A 20,368-nucleotide genomic window follows, 5' to 3' on the forward strand; every position below is an offset into this window, starting at 1 on the left:
AAAGACCATCCGCTCATGCGAATGGTCCGAGTACTCATCGAACGGTGAAGGTTTTCGTTACGCTTCGACCTTTCGGTGTCACGAGACGAAGCGTGAGCTGCGTCCCTTTTCGTTGCGGTGAAAAACTGAGAATCGTCGAAGTCGTTTTTACTTCTTTCTCTGCGAGAACGGTCGTCCCACGCATCAGCGTGAGTGTACCGTAAGCCACGTTTGACGTCGCACGCAATGTCTTTGACGCACTTGAAGGAATGGTCGATGACAATGTCGGAGCCGGTCCGACCGTCACGGTCTTTTTCTGAATGTGACGATACGTCCCTTGCTGACTCGTCAACGTCACGACACTTCCAACCGGTTGTCGACTGAATCGTAGCGTCACACGGCCTGTACTGCTTGCCGTTCCGCTGGCAATTGTCTTCGTACCGCTCTTTAGTGTCACCGTACTGTTCGGTAGTACATACACCCATAACGACTTTTCGTCGTTGATGGATAGCGTAGACAGCGAGGTCTTCGGCAATTTCACTATGACTTCACGGGATTTTGACCCGACAGAGGCACGGACACGAATCGTGTCACCCGGTTTCGCCGGGATGGTGTACCGTGTCGTTGATAACCGTTTTGGTGAAACGGCCACACCATTTACGTAAAAACGAACCGGGGCCACACTTGTCTTTTTAATCGAGAGTGTCGCCTGTGTCTTCGTCATCATGACGTCCGTGACACTCAAAACAGGTGTGAACGCGCGAACCGTCTTCGTCAATTCGTAAGTGGCATCGCGATGCGTGCGTTTGACACGAATCACATCGCCTTCGCGTAATGGCGTATCGAACGTATAAGGCATCGAACTCGTCTTTGTCACAAGGATGTCATTCCGATAAACTTCATATGCTTCATTTGTGCTAGACGTTACATCAATCGATTTATCGTACATCAATGGTGTCCGCGTCCAAGTGAAGGTAGGTGCATCATACGTCGCCTTCACTTCCGCAAGACGGAACTGTGAGGCAGGTGCCTCCTGTAACTTATAGTATATTTTTGTCCCAACACCAAACCACATGTGAGAAAACGATTTGATTTGGAGCATCCCATCCTCATTTACTTGCTCACTCCAGGCTTCATAACCGCGTTCGCTACGGGCAACGATGTCAACAGTAGCCTGTGGCGTGGTCTGTAATGTCACGCCTGATTTTACAGAGTTCGTTACAAGCTTGATGTCGTTCGGTGAAGTATCTTCACTTTCTTTTACCGTCACCAATTCAATTGGATCGGCATATACACTTGATGGGCTTCCGATTTTTACGGTCACACGCGATCCTGGTGCGAACCAGCGCGTCGGTTGCCAAGTGAAGCGTCCCGTTTCGTCTGACTGAACCGTTTTCGACTGATAGTTGACCAATGAATCTAGTGAGTCAGTGTACTGAGAGGTGCTTTTCGTCACACTGACGAATACTGGGGTGTTCGGTGCCGTTGTTCCTGTGATGGGCCCTAAAACACCTGTTGGCGGATCGAGTGTGAGCGGAACATAGTTAGATGCTGCAAAGTCTTCTGTTCGTTCTAACCCGTTCCATCCAAATTCAAAAGAATATCCGCCATTCGTGTTCATCGTCAACTTACCTTGTTCCCAGACAAACGGTTTCTTCTCAGAATATCGATACTTTGCCGACAATTCTGTCCCACTGACAGGAATGGATGTTCCATCAATCAGTTTAGCGGTTCCGTTCACTTGATAGGATTGGTTCACTTCATATCGTGTCGTCGTTTTCGGTACATCGATCAACAGTTGTCGTGGCGCTTTCCAAAATGACTCCGGCGTATACCCTGCCGTCACATCATGGGATAGCACATACCAATCTCCTCTTAGATTGACAAACGTGTCATCCACCGATGATTCTTTCCATTCTCCAGTGGCAACATTGTAACTCACGTAATACGTATCAAACACTTTCCGCATCGTGAAGTAGTAAATCCCGTCTTTCCACAGGAGATTCGTGACAGATTCCGCCTCTTTTTCAATCCAACGTTTCGTGGTCAAATCAAAAATCCGGAGATGTGAGTCGGTGGACATCTTGACCACTAATTGATTCGCTTCTTCGATATATTGGGCAGATCGTACCTTGTCCGTATATGTTCCAAGCGTTTCAAGCGTTTCTCCCGTGATGGCTCGTTTCGTGATTTCACCGTTTGCGAAGACTAGGACCGTGCCGTCAGCAAGAAGGTTGTACGATTCGTATATACTTTCCGTATTAAACGTTCCGAGAATCTCACCCGTCAATGAAGTGACAGAATACGTCGTATGTCCTTTCCAAAGAATCATTTCTAAATCCTGATTCACAGCATGAAGATAATCGAGACCACTACTCGAATCGTTCGGGAATGACGTCATCGCATCGGTAATCGGATCCCAAATGAGGACCTCGCCATATGCATCTAAAATGACGCGACCGTCTCCGAGTCCAACGATATTATGTTCAACCGACACGCGGACGGGAAGTGTATACACTTCTCCTGTGCGCATATGCACAATCGTCTCTGGGTCGCCCGACCGCCATACATATTCACTGTTTGATACAACACTTCCCGTTGGCAAAACGTCCGGTTTTGCCGCTCCTTCTGCAAGGGCATCCATTTTTGGTCCAATCAACAATATGAGTACGACGAGCGTACTCCATAACCACTTGTTCATCTGCTTCCTCATTTCTGTTTATGTATACATAATTTTTCAAAAAACATCCATTTTTGTTAAATCCCTTCTAATTTTAAGATGTTTTCTCAAAAATGCATAGCCCTAATATTCAAAAAAAGCACCGCATCATAATTTGACGCAGTGCTCACTTTTCATTCATCTGTTTCATTAAATCCATCTGTTCTTGCACCATCGCCTCTTTCTCCCGGCGCAGCACCCCTTTGTAGGTGATACGTGAAATCGATAAACTGATTTCATATAGGAAGAAGAGTGGCAGCGACACCATGAGGTGCGACGTCAAATCCGGCGGTGTGATGAATGCCGCGATGACGAATAGGGCGAAGTACGCGTACTTTCGAATCTTGGATAAGAAGTACGGGGTCACGACACCGATTCGGGTCAAGAACATTATGACGACCGGCAGTTGGAACAATAGACCGAACGGAATTGTCAGCTGCAACAAGAACGTGAAGTAATTGTTGGCCCCGATGATTTGTTCGAGTCCGAGGTCTTGCCCGAGGTCCGTCGAGATGTCGAGGACAAGCGGGAACAACCAGTAGTAGGCGAACGCAAGGCCGATCAAGAACAGTCCGAAGATGATCGGGATATAGGCAAGCGTGCCCTTCCGCTCATTCGGATGCAGACCGGGTGCGACAAACGCCCACACTTGATACAGTAGGAATGGGCTCGCCGCGATCAGGCCGATGATGAGCGCCAAGTTCAAGTAAATCATGAGCGGGTCCGCGACCCCAAAGGCGTTCAGTTCGAGCCCGCGTTCGACGAGGTCTTTTTGCAAGTACGCGAGTACATATTTGACACTCGGCAAAGCCATCAAAAAGAAGGCAAAGACGACAAATGCAGATAGCATCAGTCGTCTCCGCAGCTCTGTCAAGTGATCGGTGAGTTCCCGCTCTTGATCAGGTTGATGATTCATGGCTTACTGCTCTTTCTTTTCGATAGCTTTCTTGTCGTTCTCGTCGTGCTCGTTCATCATGCCGTTCGTTGCATTTTTGAACTCACGAAGCGTTTGTCCGGCCGCGCGACCAAACTCCGGCAATTTCTTCGGTCCGAAGATGATGAGCGCGATGATGGCGATGATGAATAGACTCGCCCCACCCGGAATCCCGACGACGAGTGATGATGCTAGCAATTCCATTATTGATGGACCCCCTCAGCGGTTGGATAGTGTTGCATAAAGTAAATGAGTGACTGCAGCTCAATCGACAAATCGATATGATGGACGCGAACCGTATCCGGTACAGTGAGTCGTGCCGGTGTGAAGTTCAAGATGCCCTTGATGCCGAAACGCACCAAGTCGTCTGCGACGGACTGCGCATAAGCAGAAGGTACCGTCAAAATAGCGACGTCGATCTTGTTTTGCTTCATGATTTGTTCCATCTCATCGACGTGATGAATTGGGACGCCTGACATCGTCGTGCCGACTTTTGTCTCGTCTGCGTCGAACCCGACGACGATATGTGTGTTATTGTTTTTAAGGAAGTTATAGTTGACGAATGCCGTCCCAAGGTGACCGACTCCGACCAAGGCGACATTCGTAATCTCGTCTTGATTCAGGGTCTTTCGGAAAAAGTCTAACAGATACTGCACGTTATAGCCATATCCCTTTTTACCAAGCGCACCGAAGTACGAGAAATCACGGCGAATCGTAGCCGAATCGACTTTGACCGCCTCACTCAGTTCTGCTGAAGAGACACGTTGTTTCCCTGACGCGTGCAGGCTTTGAATAAATCGATAGTATAGTGGCAACCGTTTGGCTGTCGCTTGTGGAATCTTTGGTTCGTTTTGACTCAACGGAAAGAGCCTCCTTTTTACGACACGTTACAAACGAATCTGAATTTCATACACCTTGATTGTAAACGAATTCACATGACCACTCAACGAATATACCTAAAATCGCTGAAAAATACAGTATACTAAATAGAGAGAAAGGGGTTTTTTCACTTGATCCTACTGCAAGTCAACAACTTATCCAAATCCTTCGGCGTCGAGCCGATTTTAGAAAACGTAAAACTTGAAATCCAGGAAGGCGAACGCGTCGCTCTCGTCGGTCGTAACGGGGCCGGTAAGTCGACGCTTTTGAAAGTCATCGCTGGTGAATACAACTATGACTCCGGGGGCATTATGAAGCCAAAAGACGTCACGATCGGCTATCTCGCCCAAGATTCAGGGTTAGAATCCGACGAGACGATTTGGAACGAGATGCTCACCGTCTTCACGGACTTGATTGAGCAAGAGAAGACGCTCCGTCGCATGGAGGCTGACATGGGCTCAGAACGAATCCTAAATGACGCCGCTGCATATGAACGTCTCCTCTCTTCTTATGATGAAGAGCAACATACGTTCAAAGAACGTGGCGGATACCAATATGAAGCGACCATCCGCTCGGTCCTTCACGGGATGCGCTTCTATCCGGACGACTTCGAGCGTCGCATCGACACGCTCTCCGGGGGACAACGGACACGTCTCGCCTTGGCGAAGATGCTCCTTCAAAGTCCAGACCTGCTCATCTTGGACGAGCCGACGAACCATTTGGACATCGAAACACTCGCCTGGCTTGAGAAGTACTTGAGCGGCTATAAAGGTGCCGTTCTCATCGTCTCCCACGACCGATACTTCCTCGACCGCGTCGTCTCGGTCGTCTATGAGCTGTCGCGTCACCGGAGCCGTCGCTTCGTCGGGAACTATACGAAGTATCTCGAGCAGAAGGCCGCCCTCTACGAACAAGAGAAGAAGCAGTTCGAGTCGCAGCAAGAAGAGATTGCCAAGATGCAGGACTTCATCCAACGAAACATCGCCCGGGCGACGACGACGAAACGTGCCCAAAGCGTGCGGAAACGTCTCGAGAAAGTAGACCGACTCGATGCTCCGGATGGTGACGAACGCAGTGCCGTCCTCTCGTTCTCTATCAAACGCCAGAGCGGGAACGATGTATTGAGCGCAAGTGACCTCGCCATCGGATACGAGGAAGCAATCGCTCAAAATCTCCGTTTCCAGCTACAGCGCGGGGAATCCGTCGCGCTCGTCGGTCCGAACGGGGTCGGGAAGTCGACACTTCTCAAAGTGTTGACGAAACAACAAACCGCCCTCACCGGTGACATCCGTTACGGGACGGGGGTCGAAATCGGCTACTACGACCAGGAGCAACAAAACTTGTCTGACGCGAACCGTGTCATCGACGAGATTTGGAACGACTGGCCGCTCATGCGCGAGCAAGAAGTGCGGAGTCTGCTCGGACAGTTCCTCTTCAGTGGCGATGACGTCATGAAGCGTGTTCATGAACTATCCGGTGGCGAACGGGCACGACTCACCTTGGCCAAGCTGAAGCTCGAGCAACCGAACCTCCTCATCCTGGACGAGCCGACGAACCACTTGGACCTCGACTCGAAGATGATTTTGGAGAATGCCCTCCTCGACTATCCGGGCACGATTCTCTTCGTCTCGCATGACCGCTACTTCATCGATCGACTCGCGACGCGTGTTCTAGAGATCACACCGAACGGCATCGACGAGTATCTCGGAGACTATTCGTACTACGTCGAGAAGAAAGAAGAGCTCGAGGAACTGGCGCGACTCGCCCGTGAAGAGACGAAGCAGGTCGTCGTGAAAAAACAACGCGCCGATAAGGAACAACAGCGAGAAGAGCGCCGCATCAAACAGCGCATCGAAGAGATTGAGCAAGCGATTGAGCAACATGAGAATCGTCTCGACGAGATTGAACAGTTGCTTTGTGAGCCGGACGTCTTCAACGACTTTGCCCGTGCCCAGGAGTTATCGACCGAATCGGACGCAGCGAAAGAATCGATTACCGCACTTTATGCGGAATGGGAGGAACTCCATACATGATGCGTACCCGTGCCATGCGAATCGAGTTCATTCAAGCGTTCCTGACGGGACTCGCCTACATCGTGCCGACCGGGACCGAGTTCGTGTCTGAACTCATCCGCGGGGAGCCGACCATCGTCCCGTCTATTCTCTTTTTCTTCCTGCCGGTCGTCATCGGCTTCATCATTCAGACGTGGCCAGGGATACTACTCAGTCTCTTCAGTGGCCTGCTCATGAGCACGCTCTTCATCCGGTTCGTCGTCTGGCCGGTTGATGTGACCGTTCACACGTTCTATGCCCCTGGATCGGTGTGGGCCCACTTCTATGAAGAGACGCTCTTCATGTGGATCCTCGCCCTGCTCGTGTTCATCGTGAGCCGCATCAATACGTGGCATCGGGAGAATTATCGACAACCAAAAGCATGAACAGACCGTCCTCTTTTTGAAGGGGACGGCTTTTTCATTTATGTATAAATTTATTTATAGATAAGGTGTTTTTTCTTAATTTGTTTTTCGTTAAAGCGCGCGTTATTCTAGTCACGTACCGAAACAACGGATGATTTCTTAGGAGGAATGAAAGATGAGTAAACATGTATTAATGGTCGTGACGAACGCAAAAGAAATGAATGAAGGTCACACGACTGGACTTTGGTTGTCCGAGTTTGGTGAGGCATACGTCGAGTTCAAACAACAAGGATATGACATCACGGTCGCTAGCCCGAACGGTGGTCAATCTCCAATCGACGCACGCAGTTTAGAAGGAGAAGTACCGGCTGACATTCAAGCGACGGCTCCCCTTCTTGAAGACACAATCGATTTGAAGACGATCACAAACTTCGATCAGTTTGATGCCATCTTCATGCCAGGTGGTCACGGAACGATGTTCGACCTTCCACAAAGCGAAGCGTTAAATGTTGCGATCCGTTCACTATTTGAAGCAGGTAAAACGGTTGCTGCCGTCTGCCACGGTCCAGCTGGTCTAGTCGGCGCGACATTGTCTGACGGTACACCACTCGTGAACGGTAAAACGATCGCGACGTTCACGGACGAAGAAGAACGTGCGACTGGTCTTGATATCTACATGCCGTTCATGCTTGAAACGCGTCTTCGTGAACTCGGTGCGAACATCGTGCTCGCAGACAACTTCACAGAAAACGTTCAAGTCGATGGAAACTTGGTAACAGGCCAAAATCCACAATCGACCGTTGCTGTCGCAAAAGCCGTCATCAACACATTAAACTAATCGATTCTTTCTCGTTGCCAATCGATGAAAGAGAGCGACCCGCCTGTTCGAGAACAGGCGGGTTTTATAGATGAGGAGGAATGAAGATGATTACCATCTTAGCTCAGATTCAAGCGAAGCCCGGTCTCGGGTCCGCGCTTGAGACACATTTACGTCAAGTCGTCACCCCATCACGCGCCGAGTCAGGTTGCGTCTTCTATACGTTACATCGTGTTGAAGGCAACCCGGACGCGTTCGTCTTTTATGAACAGTGGGCCGACAAGGCGGCACTCGATACGCATATCGCCTCACCCCACTATCAAACGTATCGCCAAGAAGCAGAGCCGCTTCTCGCTAGTCGCGACGTTCAATTTTTAGAAGAAATCAAGGAGGTTGACTAACCTATGGAACGTTTTCAATATCATAACCCGACTAAACTCTTATTCGGAAAAGGACAACTAGAATCACTCCGTACCGAAATTCCACAATACGGGGACCGCGTCCTTCTCTTATACGGTGGAGGGAGCATCAAAGCGAACGGTCTTTATGAAGAAGTAACCGCTCTGTTAGCCGATATGCAAGTAACCGTCGTCGAACTTTCTGGCGTCGAACCTAACCCGCGTCTGACGACAGTTCAAACAGGAATCGATTTAGTGCATGAACACCAAATCGATCTCATCCTTGCTGTCGGAGGAGGGAGCGTCATCGACTGTGCGAAAGGAATCGCAGCCGGTGCCAAATATGACGGGAATCCATGGGACATTGTGACGCGACAAGTCCCCGTCACAGATGCGTTACCGATTGGGACCGTTTTGACATTGGCGGCAACAGGATCGGAAATGAACGGTGGGGCCGTCATCACGAACTGGGAGGCGCAAGATAAGCGCTCGTTCGGCTCTCCCCTCACTTACCCGAAATTCAGCGTACTCGACCCGACGTATACGTTGAGTGTACCGGCGAACCAGACCGTCTACGGAATCGTCGATATCATGTCGCACGTCTTCGAACAATACTTCCACGCTTCAGAGAACGCCCTGCTCCAAGAGCGGTTCGGTGAATCGATTTTACGCACCATGATGGAGACGGCACCACGTCTCGTTCAAAACTTGAATGATTTTGACGCACGGGAAACGATGCTCTTGAACGGAACGTTTGCCTTGAACGGGACATTATCGATGGGCGTGAAGACGGACTGGGCGACTCATATGATCGAACATGCGGTCTCTGCCGTCTACGATATCCCCCACGGTGGCGGACTTGCGATTCTCTTCCCGGAATGGCTTCGCTATGTCGGGAAGACACGTCCCGAGCGCATCATTCAACTCGGTGAACGCGTCTTTGGCATTGACGTGAACGGCAAGTCGGACGAGGTGCTCGTCGAGGAGACCGTTCAGGCGTTACAAGACTTCTGGACATCAATCGGCGCACCGTCACGTCTCAGCGATTATGAGATTGACGCCACACACCTCGAATTGATGGCAGAACGGGCGATGGTCGCTGAACAGATTGGCCAGTACGTCCCACTCCGACAACAAGACGTATCAGCAATCTTAAAAAACGCATTATAAAAAGTAGGGCCCACGTGGGTCCTACTTCATTTTGCATCCTGCAGCGCTTGGATGACTTGATTGATGACGGGGTCATGCTTTGACTCAGTCCGATGCGCGAGATAAATGACATTCGTCGCAAAACGCTCTGGCGCCACGACTTGAACCGTTCCTCGCTCGAGTGCATGCCGAATCAAATAGTTCGGTAAGATGCTAATGCCACACTTCGATTCGATTGCCGCAAGGATGGCGTCGACGTTCGGTAGGATCATCTCTGGACGGATGTCTGGGCGTTCCCCGAACTGCGTCTGGTAGTAACGACGGATGATGGGAAGCTCCAATCCATAACTGATCCACGGCTGACGGTCCATCCAGTCTTTTAACTCGTCGGTCGGGACCTCCCAATCGCTCGGCGCCACCAATGAAAAGGACTCGTCGGCAATCGGGACATATTGGACTCCCGGCTCATCCATCCGCTTCGTCGCGATGACGAAGTCGAGCTCCCCGTCTGCTAACCGTTTAATCAATTCCGCTGTCATCCCGAAATCTGCGATGTACTGTGCAGCATCAAGCGGCAAAGCGGGTATAATCTCATGTGTGACGAACTCGGTCGGTCCACCGAACTTGAGGACAGGACGCGGTTGCTCCCCTGAGACGTATTTCATCTCAAGTGATAGTTCCTCGAGACGGTCGATCAAACCGACCACTTGCGTGTATAGTTCCTTCCCCGCATCCGTCGGAATCATCTGACGTGGCGCTCGTGTGAAGAGGGACGTCTCGAGTTCCGCTTCGAGTGCGGCGATATGTTGGCTGACAGCCGGTTGGGTCAAAAAGCGGACACGCGCTGCTGCCGACACGGAACGTTGTTGGTACACGTGGATAAAACTGCGATACCATTCAAAATCAATCATCTGTGTAAACTCCTTTTGTATTCGTTATCTTCAGTATAAAAGGCAGTAAATCATAAGACAAATAATGTTTAAAGGATATATCGATAAATAAATTTATAAGGAGTGGATAGTTGATGAAAGCTTTATTACTACACGAACCGAACACATGGCAGACGATGCGAATCGAGGAGGTTGATACACCGACGCTTCGTTCCGGTGAGGTATTGATTGAAGGAGAATATGCAGGGCTCAACCCCGTCGACTATAAAACGGCGACCAACGGCAAATCCGAATGGTCATACCCTCACATCCTCGGGCTCGATGTCGCGGGTACGATTGCCGCTATCGCAGATGACGTGACGAATGTACAAGTCGGTGACCGCGTCCTATACCACAGCAACTGGAATGAATGGGGTGGTTTCGCCGAGTTCACACGTGCCAAGGCGCACATGGTCGTCCCGATTTCAGAATCGATCTCGTTCGCTGATGCGGTCGCTTTACCGACAGCTGGATTCACAGCGTACCAAGCCATTTTTGAAAAACTTCCGATGAATGCGATCGACACGATCCTCATTCACGCGGGTGCCGGTGGTGTCGGTGGCTTTGCCATTCAGCTGGCGAAGTATCTCGGAAAACGTGTCATCACGACCGCTTCAGCGCGCAACCATGACTGGGTCAAACAGCTCGGAGCTGACGAGGCCATCGATTACAATACGGAAGACTGGCAACAACGAGTGATGGAACTGACGAGTGGTCACGGTGTCAATGCCGTCATCGATCCCGTCGGTCGTGAGACGGCGACCGCTTCCCTCCAAGTCATCGCCTACAACGGACACATCGCTCATATCGCCGGAGCCCCTGACATGAGTGTCATTAAACCGTTCACACGTGTCATCTCCTACCATGAGGTCGCCCTCAATGCGATTCATCATCAACAGGACCGCGTGAGCGAGGCGAACATCGTCCGCATCGGCACACACATGCTCGAACTGCTTGCAGCGGGCGAGATTCAACCGATGATTCAAGAGACGATTCCGTTCGCGGACATCCCGAAGAAGTTGGTCGAACTCTCAGACCGACACGTCGTCGGGAAGATTGTTGCCAACCTAAAAGCATAATCACAAAAGTCATCCCCATTATAGATTGACATTGATAATCATTTTCAATTAGTCTGTTATTGAGGTGATTTCAATGAAACTACTGATTGGATATGTGAGCATGTCTGGCAATACGGAAGACATCGCGAATCTGATTCGACATACATGGCAGGACGCAGGACACGATGTATCGATATCTGACGATTTGGAATCCTTACGCATCGAGCAATTCGCCGATTATGATGGAGTCATACTCGGTACCTATACGTGGGGAGACGGAGATGTTCCGTATGAGGCCGAGGATTTCGTATATGATTTGGAAGAGGCCGCGTTAAACGGTTTGCCGTGTGCCGCCTTCGGTTCAGGGGATACGGACTATCCCAAATATTGTGCAGCCGTCGATACCATCGAGCAAGCCTTTCAAACTGCCGGTGCGAACATTCTTGTCCCTGCGCTCAAGATTGAATTCGACCCGGATACGGATGAAAAAAAGGAAGCATGTCTCGCGTTCGCCCATACATTCCTTCAACAACTTGAAGCACTCAAAAAGGTTCAGCCTCGTGGCTGAACCTTTTTGTTAGAAGTAACGCAGTGGTTGGAATCCGATTGTATGGAAGTCGAGCTTCGTCCCGTCTTCAGCGATAAAGAAGACAGCCTCGTTCGTGTCGACGTCACGTGTGAACACTTTATAGAACGTCATCGTTTTTTCGCCATTCGTCACATAACGTGCCTCATGCGTCGAGATGACTTGCGCGAACAGTTGCTGTTCGTCGAGTTCCTCAATCAAATCATCAAACTTCGCCGCTTCTTCTTCCGTTGCCTCGCGACCCCGCTCGATTTCATAATAAGCATCGCTCGCTTTTGGCTGTACCCCGAGATTGCGATCGACGACGATCACACGCTCCGGCTCTTGGTCGACGACACTTGTGTAGCCATATAGTGACTCGATGAGCGTATTCTCTCCGGTCACGCGACCGATGCCTTCTAATGACTCTTCTCCAGTGAGTGACTTCACTCGTGTCTCTTCTGGAACAATCTCCTCTTGATAAGCGATATTGTAAGCGCGGATGATCTCACGTACTTGTAAGAACGTCGCAACGACGAGTAGTACGATGAGTCCTCCGATGATGATGCGTTTCGTCATGTCTCTATTTCCCCCTAGACTGTCATGCTCTCTTCTAAGGATAACCCAGGAACCGCGTTCATCGCTAGTGTATCGCGCTTTCCGCGCACATACGCGTGATGTGCTGCCAACCCGATCATGCCTGCGTTGTCCCCACAGAGGTCAAGCGGTGGAATGACGAGTTGAATTCCTTCAGCTGTAGCCGCTTCTTGAAGCGCTGCGCGGAGGCCACGGTTCGCCGCGACACCACCCGCGACAAGCAATTGCTTCGCCCCTTTTTCCTTCACGGCACGGATCGCTTTCTCGACGAGCACTTCGACGACACTCGCCTGGAAGCTCGCCGCCAAGTTTTCAGGGATGACCGTCTCTCCCCGTTGCTCCGCATTGTGTACGGCGTTGATGACCGATGACTTCAAGCCACTGAAACTGAAGTCGAAACTACCCGGTTCGAGACGAACGCGTGGGAAGTTGTACGTGTCTTCCCCGACCGCTGCCAAGCGGTCAATCGCGGGACCTCCCGGATATGGGAGACTGAGTGTGCGCGCGACCTTATCGTACGCCTCACCCGCCGCGTCGTCACGCGTCTCTCCGATGACTTCGAAGACACCGTGTTCTGACATATAGACGAGTTCTGTATGTCCCCCTGAAACGACGAGACAGACGAGCGGGAACTGCATCTCTTCAACGAGTTCGTTCGCGTAAATATGTCCGGCGATATGGTGGACACCGATGAGCGGTTTTTGATGGGCGAATGCCAACGCCTTGGCCGCACTGATTCCGACGAGAAGGGCACCGACAAGACCCGGTCCTTGTGTGACCGCGACCGCATCGACGTCTTCCATCGTCACGCCGGCCTCACTCAATGCATCGTCAATCACGTACGTGATGCGCTCCACATGATGACGAGACGCCACTTCAGGGACGACGCCACCAAATCGTTTATGACTCTCGATTTGAGAAGAGACGACGTTCGACAATAACGTCTTTCCGTCTTTGACGAGCGCAACAGACGTCTCGTCACAGCTCGACTCAATCGAGAGAATCAGTGATGTGTTCATTCTGACTCACTTCCTAACTTCGCCCAATAAATATAGGCGTCTTCATTATTATCCTGATAGTAGCGTCTTCTCCGACCGGCTTGCATAAAACCGAACTGTTCATATAGTTTTTGCGCGCCAACGTTCGACACGCGGACTTCTAACGTCAATCCGACGAGTCCTTTTGACTTGGCGAACGCGACAAGTTCCGCTAACAATTGATTGCCGATGCCCTGTCCACGAAACTCAGGTAAGACGGCAATGTTTGTGATATGTCCTTCATCGACAATCGTCCAAACGCCGACAAACCCGACGACCCGTTTGTCATGGACCGCGACAAAATAAACGGCCTGTTCATTTCGAAGCATCTCATTCATGAACGCCTCTTTTGTCCACGGAATGGCGAATGACGCTTCTTCGACTTTCGTCACTTCCTCGACATCAAGCCACGTCATCCGACGAATTTTCACGTCAGCCATTGTTTTGTCCCTCTAACCATTTCGCTTCCGCCTCGGCGAGTCGCAAATACTCCGGTTCAAACGAGTGAACATCGCTCGTCTCATCGCTGAAGACGACCAAATCACTCGCACGCCCATATCGATGGGCAGCCGGTGCTTCGATATAGTCATATTCACTTAACACGTCACGGAACGGTTCCACGTCTCCGACGACAAGGAAGCGCCCTTGACTATTCAGTCGCAACCAATCTGAGACGGAGGCGTGCTGATCATGCGTTAGTGCTTTGTTGTGTTGATAATATCCGATATACGCGTTGCCACGGCGTGCGTCAATCAATGAAACGACCGGCAAATCGGTATTCGGGGCCGCTGCCATGAGCTGTAGGGCAGATACACCGATGAGTGGAAGATTGAGCGTATAAGCGAGTGTCTTCGCTGTCGTCACTCCAATCCGAATTCCCGTGTACGACCCGGGTCCGGTCGTGACAACGATGCGTTCGAGCATGTTCGGTGTCCACTTGACCGCTGCCATGAGCTGTTCAATCATCGGCATGAGTGTGACCGCATGGTTTTTTGAGACCATGACCGTCGCTTCGGCTTGAATCTCTCCAGCCTCACTTAACGCGACTGACAAACGTGTCGTCGCCGTATCAATCATCAATTGCTTCATGCGAGCACCTCCTTGGCGATTTGAACGTAACGCTCACCCGTCGGAGCAAGTGTCAGTTTACGTTCTTCGTCGCCAACCCGTTCAATCGTGATGGCCAAGCGTTCTTCCGGGAGCGAGGACTCGATCAAGTTCGACCACTCGACGATGGCGACACCATCACCGTTGATATATTCCTCAAGACCGATGTCATCCCCCGTATCTTCGAGACGATAGACATCCATATGATAGAGCGGCAATCGCCCTTTATATTGTTTCATAATGGTGAAGGTCGGACTGTTGACGTTCCGCGTGACACCGAGTCCTTTTGCGAACCCTTGTGTGAACGTCGTTTTGCCGGCACCGAGGTCACCGTTTAACGTGATGACCGTCCCTGCTTCGACGAGTGTGGCCAAACGTTCTGCCACCGCCTGCGTCTCCGCCGCAGAATGCGTAATCAATGTATACATGAATGGTTCTCCTTTTTCACTTCTCATACGTACTCATTGTACACTTCATTTTAAGCAAAAAAAAACACGAAACGCCATCGTTTCGCTATCTCATTTAAAAATTGGTTGCGGGGGCTGGATTTGAACCAACGACCTTCGGGTTATGAGCCCGACGAGCTACCAGACTGCTCCACCCCGCGACGACATATGAAATTAAATAAAAATTGGTTGCGGGGGCCGGATTTGAACCGACGACCTTCGGGTTATGAGCCCGACGAGCTACCAGACTGCTCCACCCCGCGATGGTTTGAATTGTTTCGACATCCTCTATAATAAGCGAGACAGTTATAAAAAGCAACCATTTTCTTAATGTTTTTTCAAAAATGGAATCGGGAACAGATATAACAGCATAGACTATTAGAGAAAAGGGGCGCGACCGCCATGTCCAAATGGGGAAATCGATTCAAGAAATGGTTCTTTTCGGAGATCGAAGCCGAGATCACGTTTGACCCGGCAGCACTCATTCCGAAGCAGACCGTGACGGGTACGTTGCACGTCTCCAACCCGACAACGAATGTCGTTCGATTACAGGAACTCACCCTGACCTTCTTGACGACGTTCAAAGACATCACCATGGAAGGAAACGAGTTCAATCGAGAAGCTGATATTCAAGAAGTCCCGATTCCACTATCGCTTGTACTAGAACCCGGAGCGAAAGAGGATGTTCCGTTTTCATTCGAGTTGACGATGTACGCACCCTCTTCTGCCGGCGCCCCGTATAGTATAGAGGCTACATTATGGGACAAGGACATCAAACGAGTTTGGTTTGATGTGCTCGACCACATCGAAATCGAACCGATGCCTGAACTGAAACGATTACTCGATGCGACCGCTCACGCTGGACTTGAGCCGATGTTCGTCCGAAACGTGATCGACCCGCTCGGGGAAGAACGTCCGTATCCATTCGTTGAAAAGTATGGATTCAAGCCGGTCGGAGAATGGGCCGATGAGTTCGAGGTCGTCAAATCGTTTTGGCGCTTGCATGAAGACGGGATTGACCTCTACTACTGGCTCGACAACATCGAGAAACAGCGAACGCTCGAATCGATGGCGAACGACGTCGAATTACGTCATCGTTCCCTCACATGGGAGCAGCTCGAGCGCGAACAGGAACAGCTCGGTCTCGGCATTCAAGATACGTTACGCAGTCACCGCTCCTCGTGAGCGGTTTTTTCAATTAGAATTTCATCCTTACTCGTATTGACGATGGTTTGAAAGTGGTGGCGATACGGATGCATGAACAATTCATATTGCAGACGTCGCTCTACATGTGAAGCGTGTAAGTAGTCCAGCTCCATACCCCGTTCCTTAATATCACGATGCGAACGTCGCTTGAACTCAGTCTCCCCGTCTGTGTAGAGATAAATCGATTGATCAAAAGATGAAAGATCCAGGAATGCGACACTCATCCCTTCAATAATCGTGATCGGCTTCTCCGGATCAATCCATGTCCGCTCTAGATAGGGGACATCAATCGTATAAAAGCCGATTCCCTCTCGAATCATACGGACATCTCGCTCGAGTGAGAGCAGATGATGTGCGGCCGGATGACACGCCGTCATCTTATACTGATGGGTCGTTCCATCGTGTTGATACGTGAGGATCGTTTGTTTCCGCAACTGTGAATCTGTGATATACGGGTCTGTGTGAAGCAGGTTTATATCACCGAGTCGTTCCCGTAATTTTTCTGCCAACGTCGATTTTCCGGCTGCCCCGTGTCCGGAGATAGCAATCATCGTGCGTTGATCCGGTCTCACGCTTTGTACGATACCCTCAATCAGTTGTTCCATGATTCTCCCCCTTTTGGTAATTTTGTTGTTTCAGAAAAACAAATACACGTCATTCATCCTCTATCCGTTTTCGAAGCCTGATTGCTGAAACAGTAAACATCATAAAGGCAATCAACGAAAACGAACTGACAATGATCAGAGTGGTCGATATGGGAGAACTAAAGAAAAATGGAATCAATAAAATCAATAGCGCCCCGGTGACTGCCATCCCTCTAATAAGAAATACCATCGTTTTACTCATTTTCTCTTCACTCTCCTTGAACTAAGCAAAAGCACCCTTACTATAAATATAATGACAGACAGCTCATCGTGTCAGGATGAGCTGTCTTCTTTTTTCTTCAGTCTCGTCAAGCTTCTGTTCTAACGTTTCCACTTGTCTCGTCATACGAGCAATCAGCTGACTGATTTCCTTATCCAGTCCGTTCACTTGATCTAAGGAATCATTGATTCGTCCATGCATCGTCCATTCTGAAAAAATATCATCCAAAAAGTAATCTGCGAACTGAATGAGTGAACCTCGATCGACATGCAACTCCTGAACAATACCTTGCACGTCCGCTAATTCACGGGAGAAACGCTCTAACGCAGATTGTAATTCGTGCATCGTCTGCTCGGAAGCATCTAGCGCCTCATGTTTCATTGCTGTGGCAATCAAGCCACCCCCGAAGAACGTGTCATACGTCGACCACCCCTTCGCACTATCTAGATGTTTGAGTGTTTTTGCAATCGTTGATCGCGCCGCCTTACCGGCAACGATGGCTTCCCGATACTCGATAAGAAGTTCATTCGTTTCGGCTTGTTGATTCGTGAGATGGTGTAGGTCTCGGCGAATAGCTGGATCTTTCGCAAGATGGGATTCTTTTGTTTCTAAGAAGGTCCCCCACTCAGCGTCGATGCCCTCATAAACCTCGAGCTGTTCTTGTAATTCTCGATGTTCGAGCGTCAATTCGTCAATCATCGCCTCGTGTTCTCGTAATTTCAGTTCAGCGCGAGCAGCCTCTTCCATTTCGATGGTCCGTTGTTCATCAAACGCGCCTCGTAACTTTCGCCATGTGTTGACGAGCGAGAATTCTTCAAGGTCATACACATCACGTTGTTCTTTCGTGAATGTGTTGAGTAGTGCCTTCCGCACCGCCTCATGCTCGTTCAACTGTTTGTTTAGTATCTCTTGCTTACGAACAAGTCGATCACGCTCTGCGATACGCTGTTGTAAGTCTAATTGGGTCTGCTGAAAATTTCCCATTATGTTTCCCCTCTCTTTGTACTGATTAAAGTGTCGATTGGAATACCATTTATCGTCATGCCTTCGACATCACATCCTGTCAACGTGACATTCGTCAGGTCACATTGATTAAATGTAGCACCTCTCAGATTCGAATGATGCATTTGAACAGTACGTCCATTCTCTTGCATCGTCACAAAATTGAATCGCGAGCCTGTCAAATTTAAATCACTGAACGTACTATTCCGGAAATTGATGTTCCGAAAAAGGCTTTGACTGAAATTACAGTTGCTCGCAGCAAGTGACGAGACATTACTATTTGTGACCGCCAAAAAGCTCGCGTTTACCCCGTACGCTTGCCAACCTTCACATGACTGTTCTTCAAAGCAATGCGTACTCGGTTTTGCTTTTGTTCGTTTGACGAAACATACCTCATCTTCTGATTCATATACGACTTGAAATCCTAATTGTTTATAAAAACGAATGTTTCTTGTTTGATGTGTCGATGTTTCCAACTCCCAAATCCGTACATGCGGAGATTGAGCTTCTACATATTGAATTAACGCTTTACCGATTCCTTGCCCTTGCCTATCAGGATGTACAAAAACACGATCGATTCGTGCATAGTCATCACCAGTGAGGGTTAAGACAATTGCCCCAACGATGTGTTTGTCCTGCTCAATGACATAGCATGTTAACTCTTCAATCATATATTGTGTCATCGCCTCGAGATCGTATTCCGGTGGTTCAACATTCAAATCTCTCTCAGACAATTGCAAAGAAAGTGCTTCTTGTTGAAAACTTGCAGTTGAAACTTTCGTAATCCCTGAAACATCTTTTAAAGTGGCTAATCGAATATACAAAACAATCCCCTCTTTCTCATACTTAGTACGAAAAAGAAGGGATAAAGTTTCAAAGAAACAAAAAACGACCGAGCGTATGCTCGGTCGTCCTGCGTTGTTGCCTGGCAACGTCCTATCCTCACAGGGGGAGATCCCCCAACTACTTTCGGCGCTGAGACGCTTAACTTCCGTGTTCGGCATGGGAACGGGTGTGGCCGTCTCGCTATCGCCACCAGACTTTACAGGGCTTGTTCCCTGAAAACTGAGGATTCATCAACACAAACCATTAGACTAGATCAAAGCCTCGACCGATTAGTATCATTCAGCTCCACGTGTCGCCACGCTTCCACCCATGACCTATCTACCTCATCGTCTCTGAGGGGTCTTTCTTGATTGCTCAAAGGGAAATCTCATCTCGGAGGGGGCTTCATGCTTAGATGCTTTCAGCACTTATCCCGTCCGCACGTAGCTACCCAGCGGTGCTCCTGGCGGAACAACTGGTACACCAGCGGTGCGTCCATCCCGGTCCTCTCGTACTAAGGACAGCTCTCCTCAAATTTCCTACGCCCACGACGGATAGGGACCGAACTGTCTCACGACGTTCTGAACCCAGCTCGCGTACCGCTTTAATGGGCGAACAGCCCAACCCTTGGGACCTACTCCAGCCCCAGGATGCGATGAGCCGACATCGAGGTGCCAAACCTCCCCGTCGATGTGGACTCTTGGGGGAGATCAGCCTGTTATCCCCAGGGTAGCTTTTATCCGTTGAGCGATGGCCCTTCCATGCGGAACCACCGGATCACTAAGCCCGACTTTCGTCCCTGCTCGACTTGTAGGTCTCGCAGTCAAGCTCCCTTCTGCCTTTGCACTCTTCGAATGATTTCCAACCATTCTGAGGGAACCTTTGGGCGCCTCCGTTACTGTTTAGGAGGCGACCGCCCCAGTCAAACTACCCGCCTGACACGGTCCTCCAGCCGGATCACGGCTGCGAGTTAGAGACTCTATACGCAAAGGGTGGTATCCCAAGGGTGTCTCCACCGAAGCTGGCGCTCCGGCTTCACAAACTCCCACCTATCCTGTACATCGCGTACAAAGCCTCAATATCAGGCTGTAGTAAAGCTCCATGGGGTCTTTCCGTCCTGTCGCGGGTAACCTGCATCTTCACAGGTACTATGATTTCACCGGGTCTCTCGTTGAGACAGTGCCCAAATCGTTACGCCTTTCGTGCGGGTCGGAACTTACCCGACAAGGAATTTCGCTACCTTAGGACCGTTATAGTTACGGCCGCCGTTTACTGGGGCTTCGGTTCAGTGCTTCTCTTGCGATGACACATCCCCTTAACCTTCCAGCACCGGGCAGGCGTCAGCCCCTATACTTCATCTTGCGATTTAGCAGAGACCTGTGTTTTTGCTAAACAGTCGTTTGGGCCTATTCACTGCGGCTTATGTTTCCATAAGCGTCCC

The 20,368-nt window shown here is 50.0% G+C and carries 21 protein-coding genes, 2 tRNA genes and 2 rRNA genes (1 of these 25 only partly in view); 8 read left to right on the forward strand and 17 right to left on the reverse strand.

Annotation, left to right across the window (positions count from 1 at the left end; all coding sequences use genetic code 11):
- Positions 1 to 34: 34 nt before the first annotated feature.
- The 4 genes from KD909_RS13105 to KD909_RS13120 form a co-directional block, all read right to left on the reverse strand.
- Positions 35 to 2,680 (reverse strand): hypothetical protein, encoded by a 2,646-nt coding sequence (locus tag KD909_RS13105; protein ID WP_211781840.1) that lies wholly within the window; start codon positions 2,678 to 2,680, stop codon positions 35 to 37.
- A 145-nt stretch (positions 2,681 to 2,825) separates the two neighbouring features.
- Positions 2,826 to 3,614 (reverse strand): twin-arginine translocase subunit TatC, encoded by a 789-nt coding sequence (gene tatC / locus KD909_RS13110; protein ID WP_211781841.1) that lies wholly within the window; start codon positions 3,612 to 3,614, stop codon positions 2,826 to 2,828.
- Positions 3,615 to 3,617: 3 nt separating this feature from the next.
- Positions 3,618 to 3,836, reverse strand: a complete 219-nt coding sequence (tatA, locus tag KD909_RS13115) for a twin-arginine translocase TatA/TatE family subunit (RefSeq protein WP_034770678.1) — start codon at positions 3,834 to 3,836, stop codon at positions 3,618 to 3,620.
- Positions 3,836 to 4,492 (reverse strand): redox-sensing transcriptional repressor Rex, encoded by a 657-nt coding sequence (locus tag KD909_RS13120; RefSeq protein ID WP_015880579.1) that lies wholly within the window; start codon positions 4,490 to 4,492, stop codon positions 3,836 to 3,838. Before KD909_RS13120 ends, tatA begins: the two co-directional genes overlap by 1 nt.
- 150 nt (positions 4,493 to 4,642) lie before the next feature.
- On the opposite strand from KD909_RS13120, the gene KD909_RS13125 reads away from it, so the two are divergent.
- The 5 genes from KD909_RS13125 (at position 4,643) to KD909_RS13145 (ending at position 9,312) form a co-directional block, all read left to right on the forward strand.
- On the forward strand, positions 4,643 to 6,544 hold the full coding sequence (locus KD909_RS13125; protein ID WP_211781842.1) for an ABC-F family ATP-binding cassette domain-containing protein: 1,902 nt from the start codon (positions 4,643 to 4,645) through the stop codon (positions 6,542 to 6,544).
- Complete coding sequence (locus KD909_RS13130; RefSeq protein ID WP_211781843.1) at positions 6,541 to 6,948, forward strand: hypothetical protein; 408 nt, start codon at positions 6,541 to 6,543, stop codon at positions 6,946 to 6,948. The genes KD909_RS13125 and KD909_RS13130 overlap by 4 nt, the downstream gene beginning before the upstream one ends.
- 154 nt (positions 6,949 to 7,102) lie before the next feature.
- Entirely contained in the window at positions 7,103 to 7,765 is a 663-nt protein-coding gene (locus tag KD909_RS13135; RefSeq protein ID WP_211781844.1) for a type 1 glutamine amidotransferase domain-containing protein, read from the forward strand.
- Between the two features lie 86 nt (positions 7,766 to 7,851).
- Positions 7,852 to 8,145, forward strand: coding sequence for a putative quinol monooxygenase (locus tag KD909_RS13140; protein ID WP_159563391.1), 294 nt, complete (start codon positions 7,852 to 7,854; stop codon positions 8,143 to 8,145).
- 3 nt (positions 8,146 to 8,148) lie between these two features.
- Positions 8,149 to 9,312 carry an iron-containing alcohol dehydrogenase gene (locus KD909_RS13145; RefSeq protein WP_211781845.1) on the forward strand — a complete coding sequence of 388 codons (1,164 nt, stop codon included), beginning with the start codon at positions 8,149 to 8,151 and terminating at the stop codon, positions 9,310 to 9,312.
- A 26-nt stretch (positions 9,313 to 9,338) separates the two neighbouring features.
- On the opposite strand, the gene KD909_RS13150 is transcribed toward KD909_RS13145, so the two are convergent.
- Complete coding sequence (locus KD909_RS13150) at positions 9,339 to 10,202, reverse strand: LysR family transcriptional regulator (protein WP_211781846.1); 864 nt, start codon at positions 10,200 to 10,202, stop codon at positions 9,339 to 9,341.
- 113 nt (positions 10,203 to 10,315) lie between these two features.
- Between KD909_RS13150 and KD909_RS13155 the strand changes: the two genes are divergently transcribed.
- Together KD909_RS13155 and KD909_RS13160 are read left to right on the forward strand one after the other, a co-directional pair.
- Positions 10,316 to 11,299 carry a zinc-binding dehydrogenase gene (locus tag KD909_RS13155; RefSeq protein ID WP_211781847.1) on the forward strand — a complete coding sequence of 328 codons (984 nt, stop codon included), beginning with the start codon at positions 10,316 to 10,318 and terminating at the stop codon, positions 11,297 to 11,299.
- A 73-nt stretch (positions 11,300 to 11,372) separates the two neighbouring features.
- Positions 11,373 to 11,846 carry a flavodoxin gene (locus KD909_RS13160; protein WP_211781848.1) on the forward strand — a complete coding sequence of 158 codons (474 nt, stop codon included), beginning with the start codon at positions 11,373 to 11,375 and terminating at the stop codon, positions 11,844 to 11,846.
- Between the two features lie 9 nt (positions 11,847 to 11,855).
- Here KD909_RS13160 and KD909_RS13165 read toward each other — a convergent pair whose 3' ends face one another.
- From KD909_RS13165 to KD909_RS13195, 7 genes are all read right to left on the reverse strand, one after another.
- On the reverse strand, positions 11,856 to 12,422 hold the full coding sequence (locus KD909_RS13165; protein ID WP_211781849.1) for a hypothetical protein: 567 nt from the start codon (positions 12,420 to 12,422) through the stop codon (positions 11,856 to 11,858).
- A gap of 14 nt (positions 12,423 to 12,436) precedes the next feature.
- Entirely contained in the window at positions 12,437 to 13,459 is a 1,023-nt protein-coding gene (gene tsaD / locus KD909_RS13170; protein ID WP_211781850.1) for a tRNA (adenosine(37)-N6)-threonylcarbamoyltransferase complex transferase subunit TsaD, read from the reverse strand.
- Positions 13,456 to 13,917: a ribosomal protein S18-alanine N-acetyltransferase gene (gene rimI / locus KD909_RS13175; protein ID WP_211781851.1), complete on the reverse strand. Its 462-nt coding sequence runs from the start codon at positions 13,915 to 13,917 to the stop codon at positions 13,456 to 13,458. Before rimI ends, tsaD begins: the two co-directional genes overlap by 4 nt.
- A complete protein-coding gene (tsaB, locus tag KD909_RS13180; RefSeq protein ID WP_074034836.1) occupies positions 13,910 to 14,566 on the reverse strand; it encodes a tRNA (adenosine(37)-N6)-threonylcarbamoyltransferase complex dimerization subunit type 1 TsaB in 657 nt (218 codons plus the stop codon). Before tsaB ends, rimI begins: the two co-directional genes overlap by 8 nt.
- Positions 14,563 to 15,012 carry a tRNA (adenosine(37)-N6)-threonylcarbamoyltransferase complex ATPase subunit type 1 TsaE gene (gene tsaE, locus KD909_RS13185; protein ID WP_015880566.1) on the reverse strand — a complete coding sequence of 150 codons (450 nt, stop codon included), beginning with the start codon at positions 15,010 to 15,012 and terminating at the stop codon, positions 14,563 to 14,565. Before tsaE ends, tsaB begins: the two co-directional genes overlap by 4 nt.
- A 102-nt stretch (positions 15,013 to 15,114) precedes the next feature.
- Positions 15,115 to 15,191 (reverse strand) — tRNA-Met (locus tag KD909_RS13190).
- Positions 15,192 to 15,216: 25 nt separating this feature from the next.
- Positions 15,217 to 15,293, reverse strand: a tRNA-Met gene (locus tag KD909_RS13195).
- 139 nt (positions 15,294 to 15,432) lie between these two features.
- Between KD909_RS13195 and KD909_RS13200 the strand changes: the two genes are divergently transcribed.
- Entirely contained in the window at positions 15,433 to 16,215 is a 783-nt protein-coding gene (locus KD909_RS13200; protein WP_211781852.1) for a sporulation protein, read from the forward strand.
- Here KD909_RS13200 and KD909_RS13205 read toward each other — a convergent pair.
- The 5 genes from KD909_RS13205 to KD909_RS13225 all read right to left on the reverse strand — a co-directional run.
- On the reverse strand, positions 16,200 to 16,841 hold the full coding sequence (locus tag KD909_RS13205; protein ID WP_211781853.1) for a uridine kinase family protein: 642 nt from the start codon (positions 16,839 to 16,841) through the stop codon (positions 16,200 to 16,202). The two genes, KD909_RS13200 and KD909_RS13205, sit on opposite strands and share 16 nt — an antisense overlap.
- Before the next feature lie 304 nt (positions 16,842 to 17,145).
- Positions 17,146 to 18,084 carry a coiled-coil domain-containing protein gene (locus tag KD909_RS13210; RefSeq protein WP_211781854.1) on the reverse strand — a complete coding sequence of 313 codons (939 nt, stop codon included), beginning with the start codon at positions 18,082 to 18,084 and terminating at the stop codon, positions 17,146 to 17,148.
- Complete coding sequence (locus KD909_RS13215; protein ID WP_211781855.1) at positions 18,084 to 18,926, reverse strand: GNAT family N-acetyltransferase; 843 nt, start codon at positions 18,924 to 18,926, stop codon at positions 18,084 to 18,086. Before KD909_RS13215 ends, KD909_RS13210 begins: the two co-directional genes overlap by 1 nt.
- 99 nt (positions 18,927 to 19,025) lie before the next feature.
- Positions 19,026 to 19,142, reverse strand: a 5S ribosomal RNA gene (gene rrf / locus KD909_RS13220).
- A gap of 55 nt (positions 19,143 to 19,197) precedes the next feature.
- A 23S ribosomal RNA gene (locus tag KD909_RS13225) occupies positions 19,198 to 20,368 on the reverse strand (it continues 1,743 nt past the right edge of the window).

This window comes from Exiguobacterium sp. PFWT01 (assembly GCF_018255795.1).
Classification (GTDB): Bacteria; Bacillota; Bacilli; order Exiguobacteriales; family Exiguobacteriaceae; genus Exiguobacterium.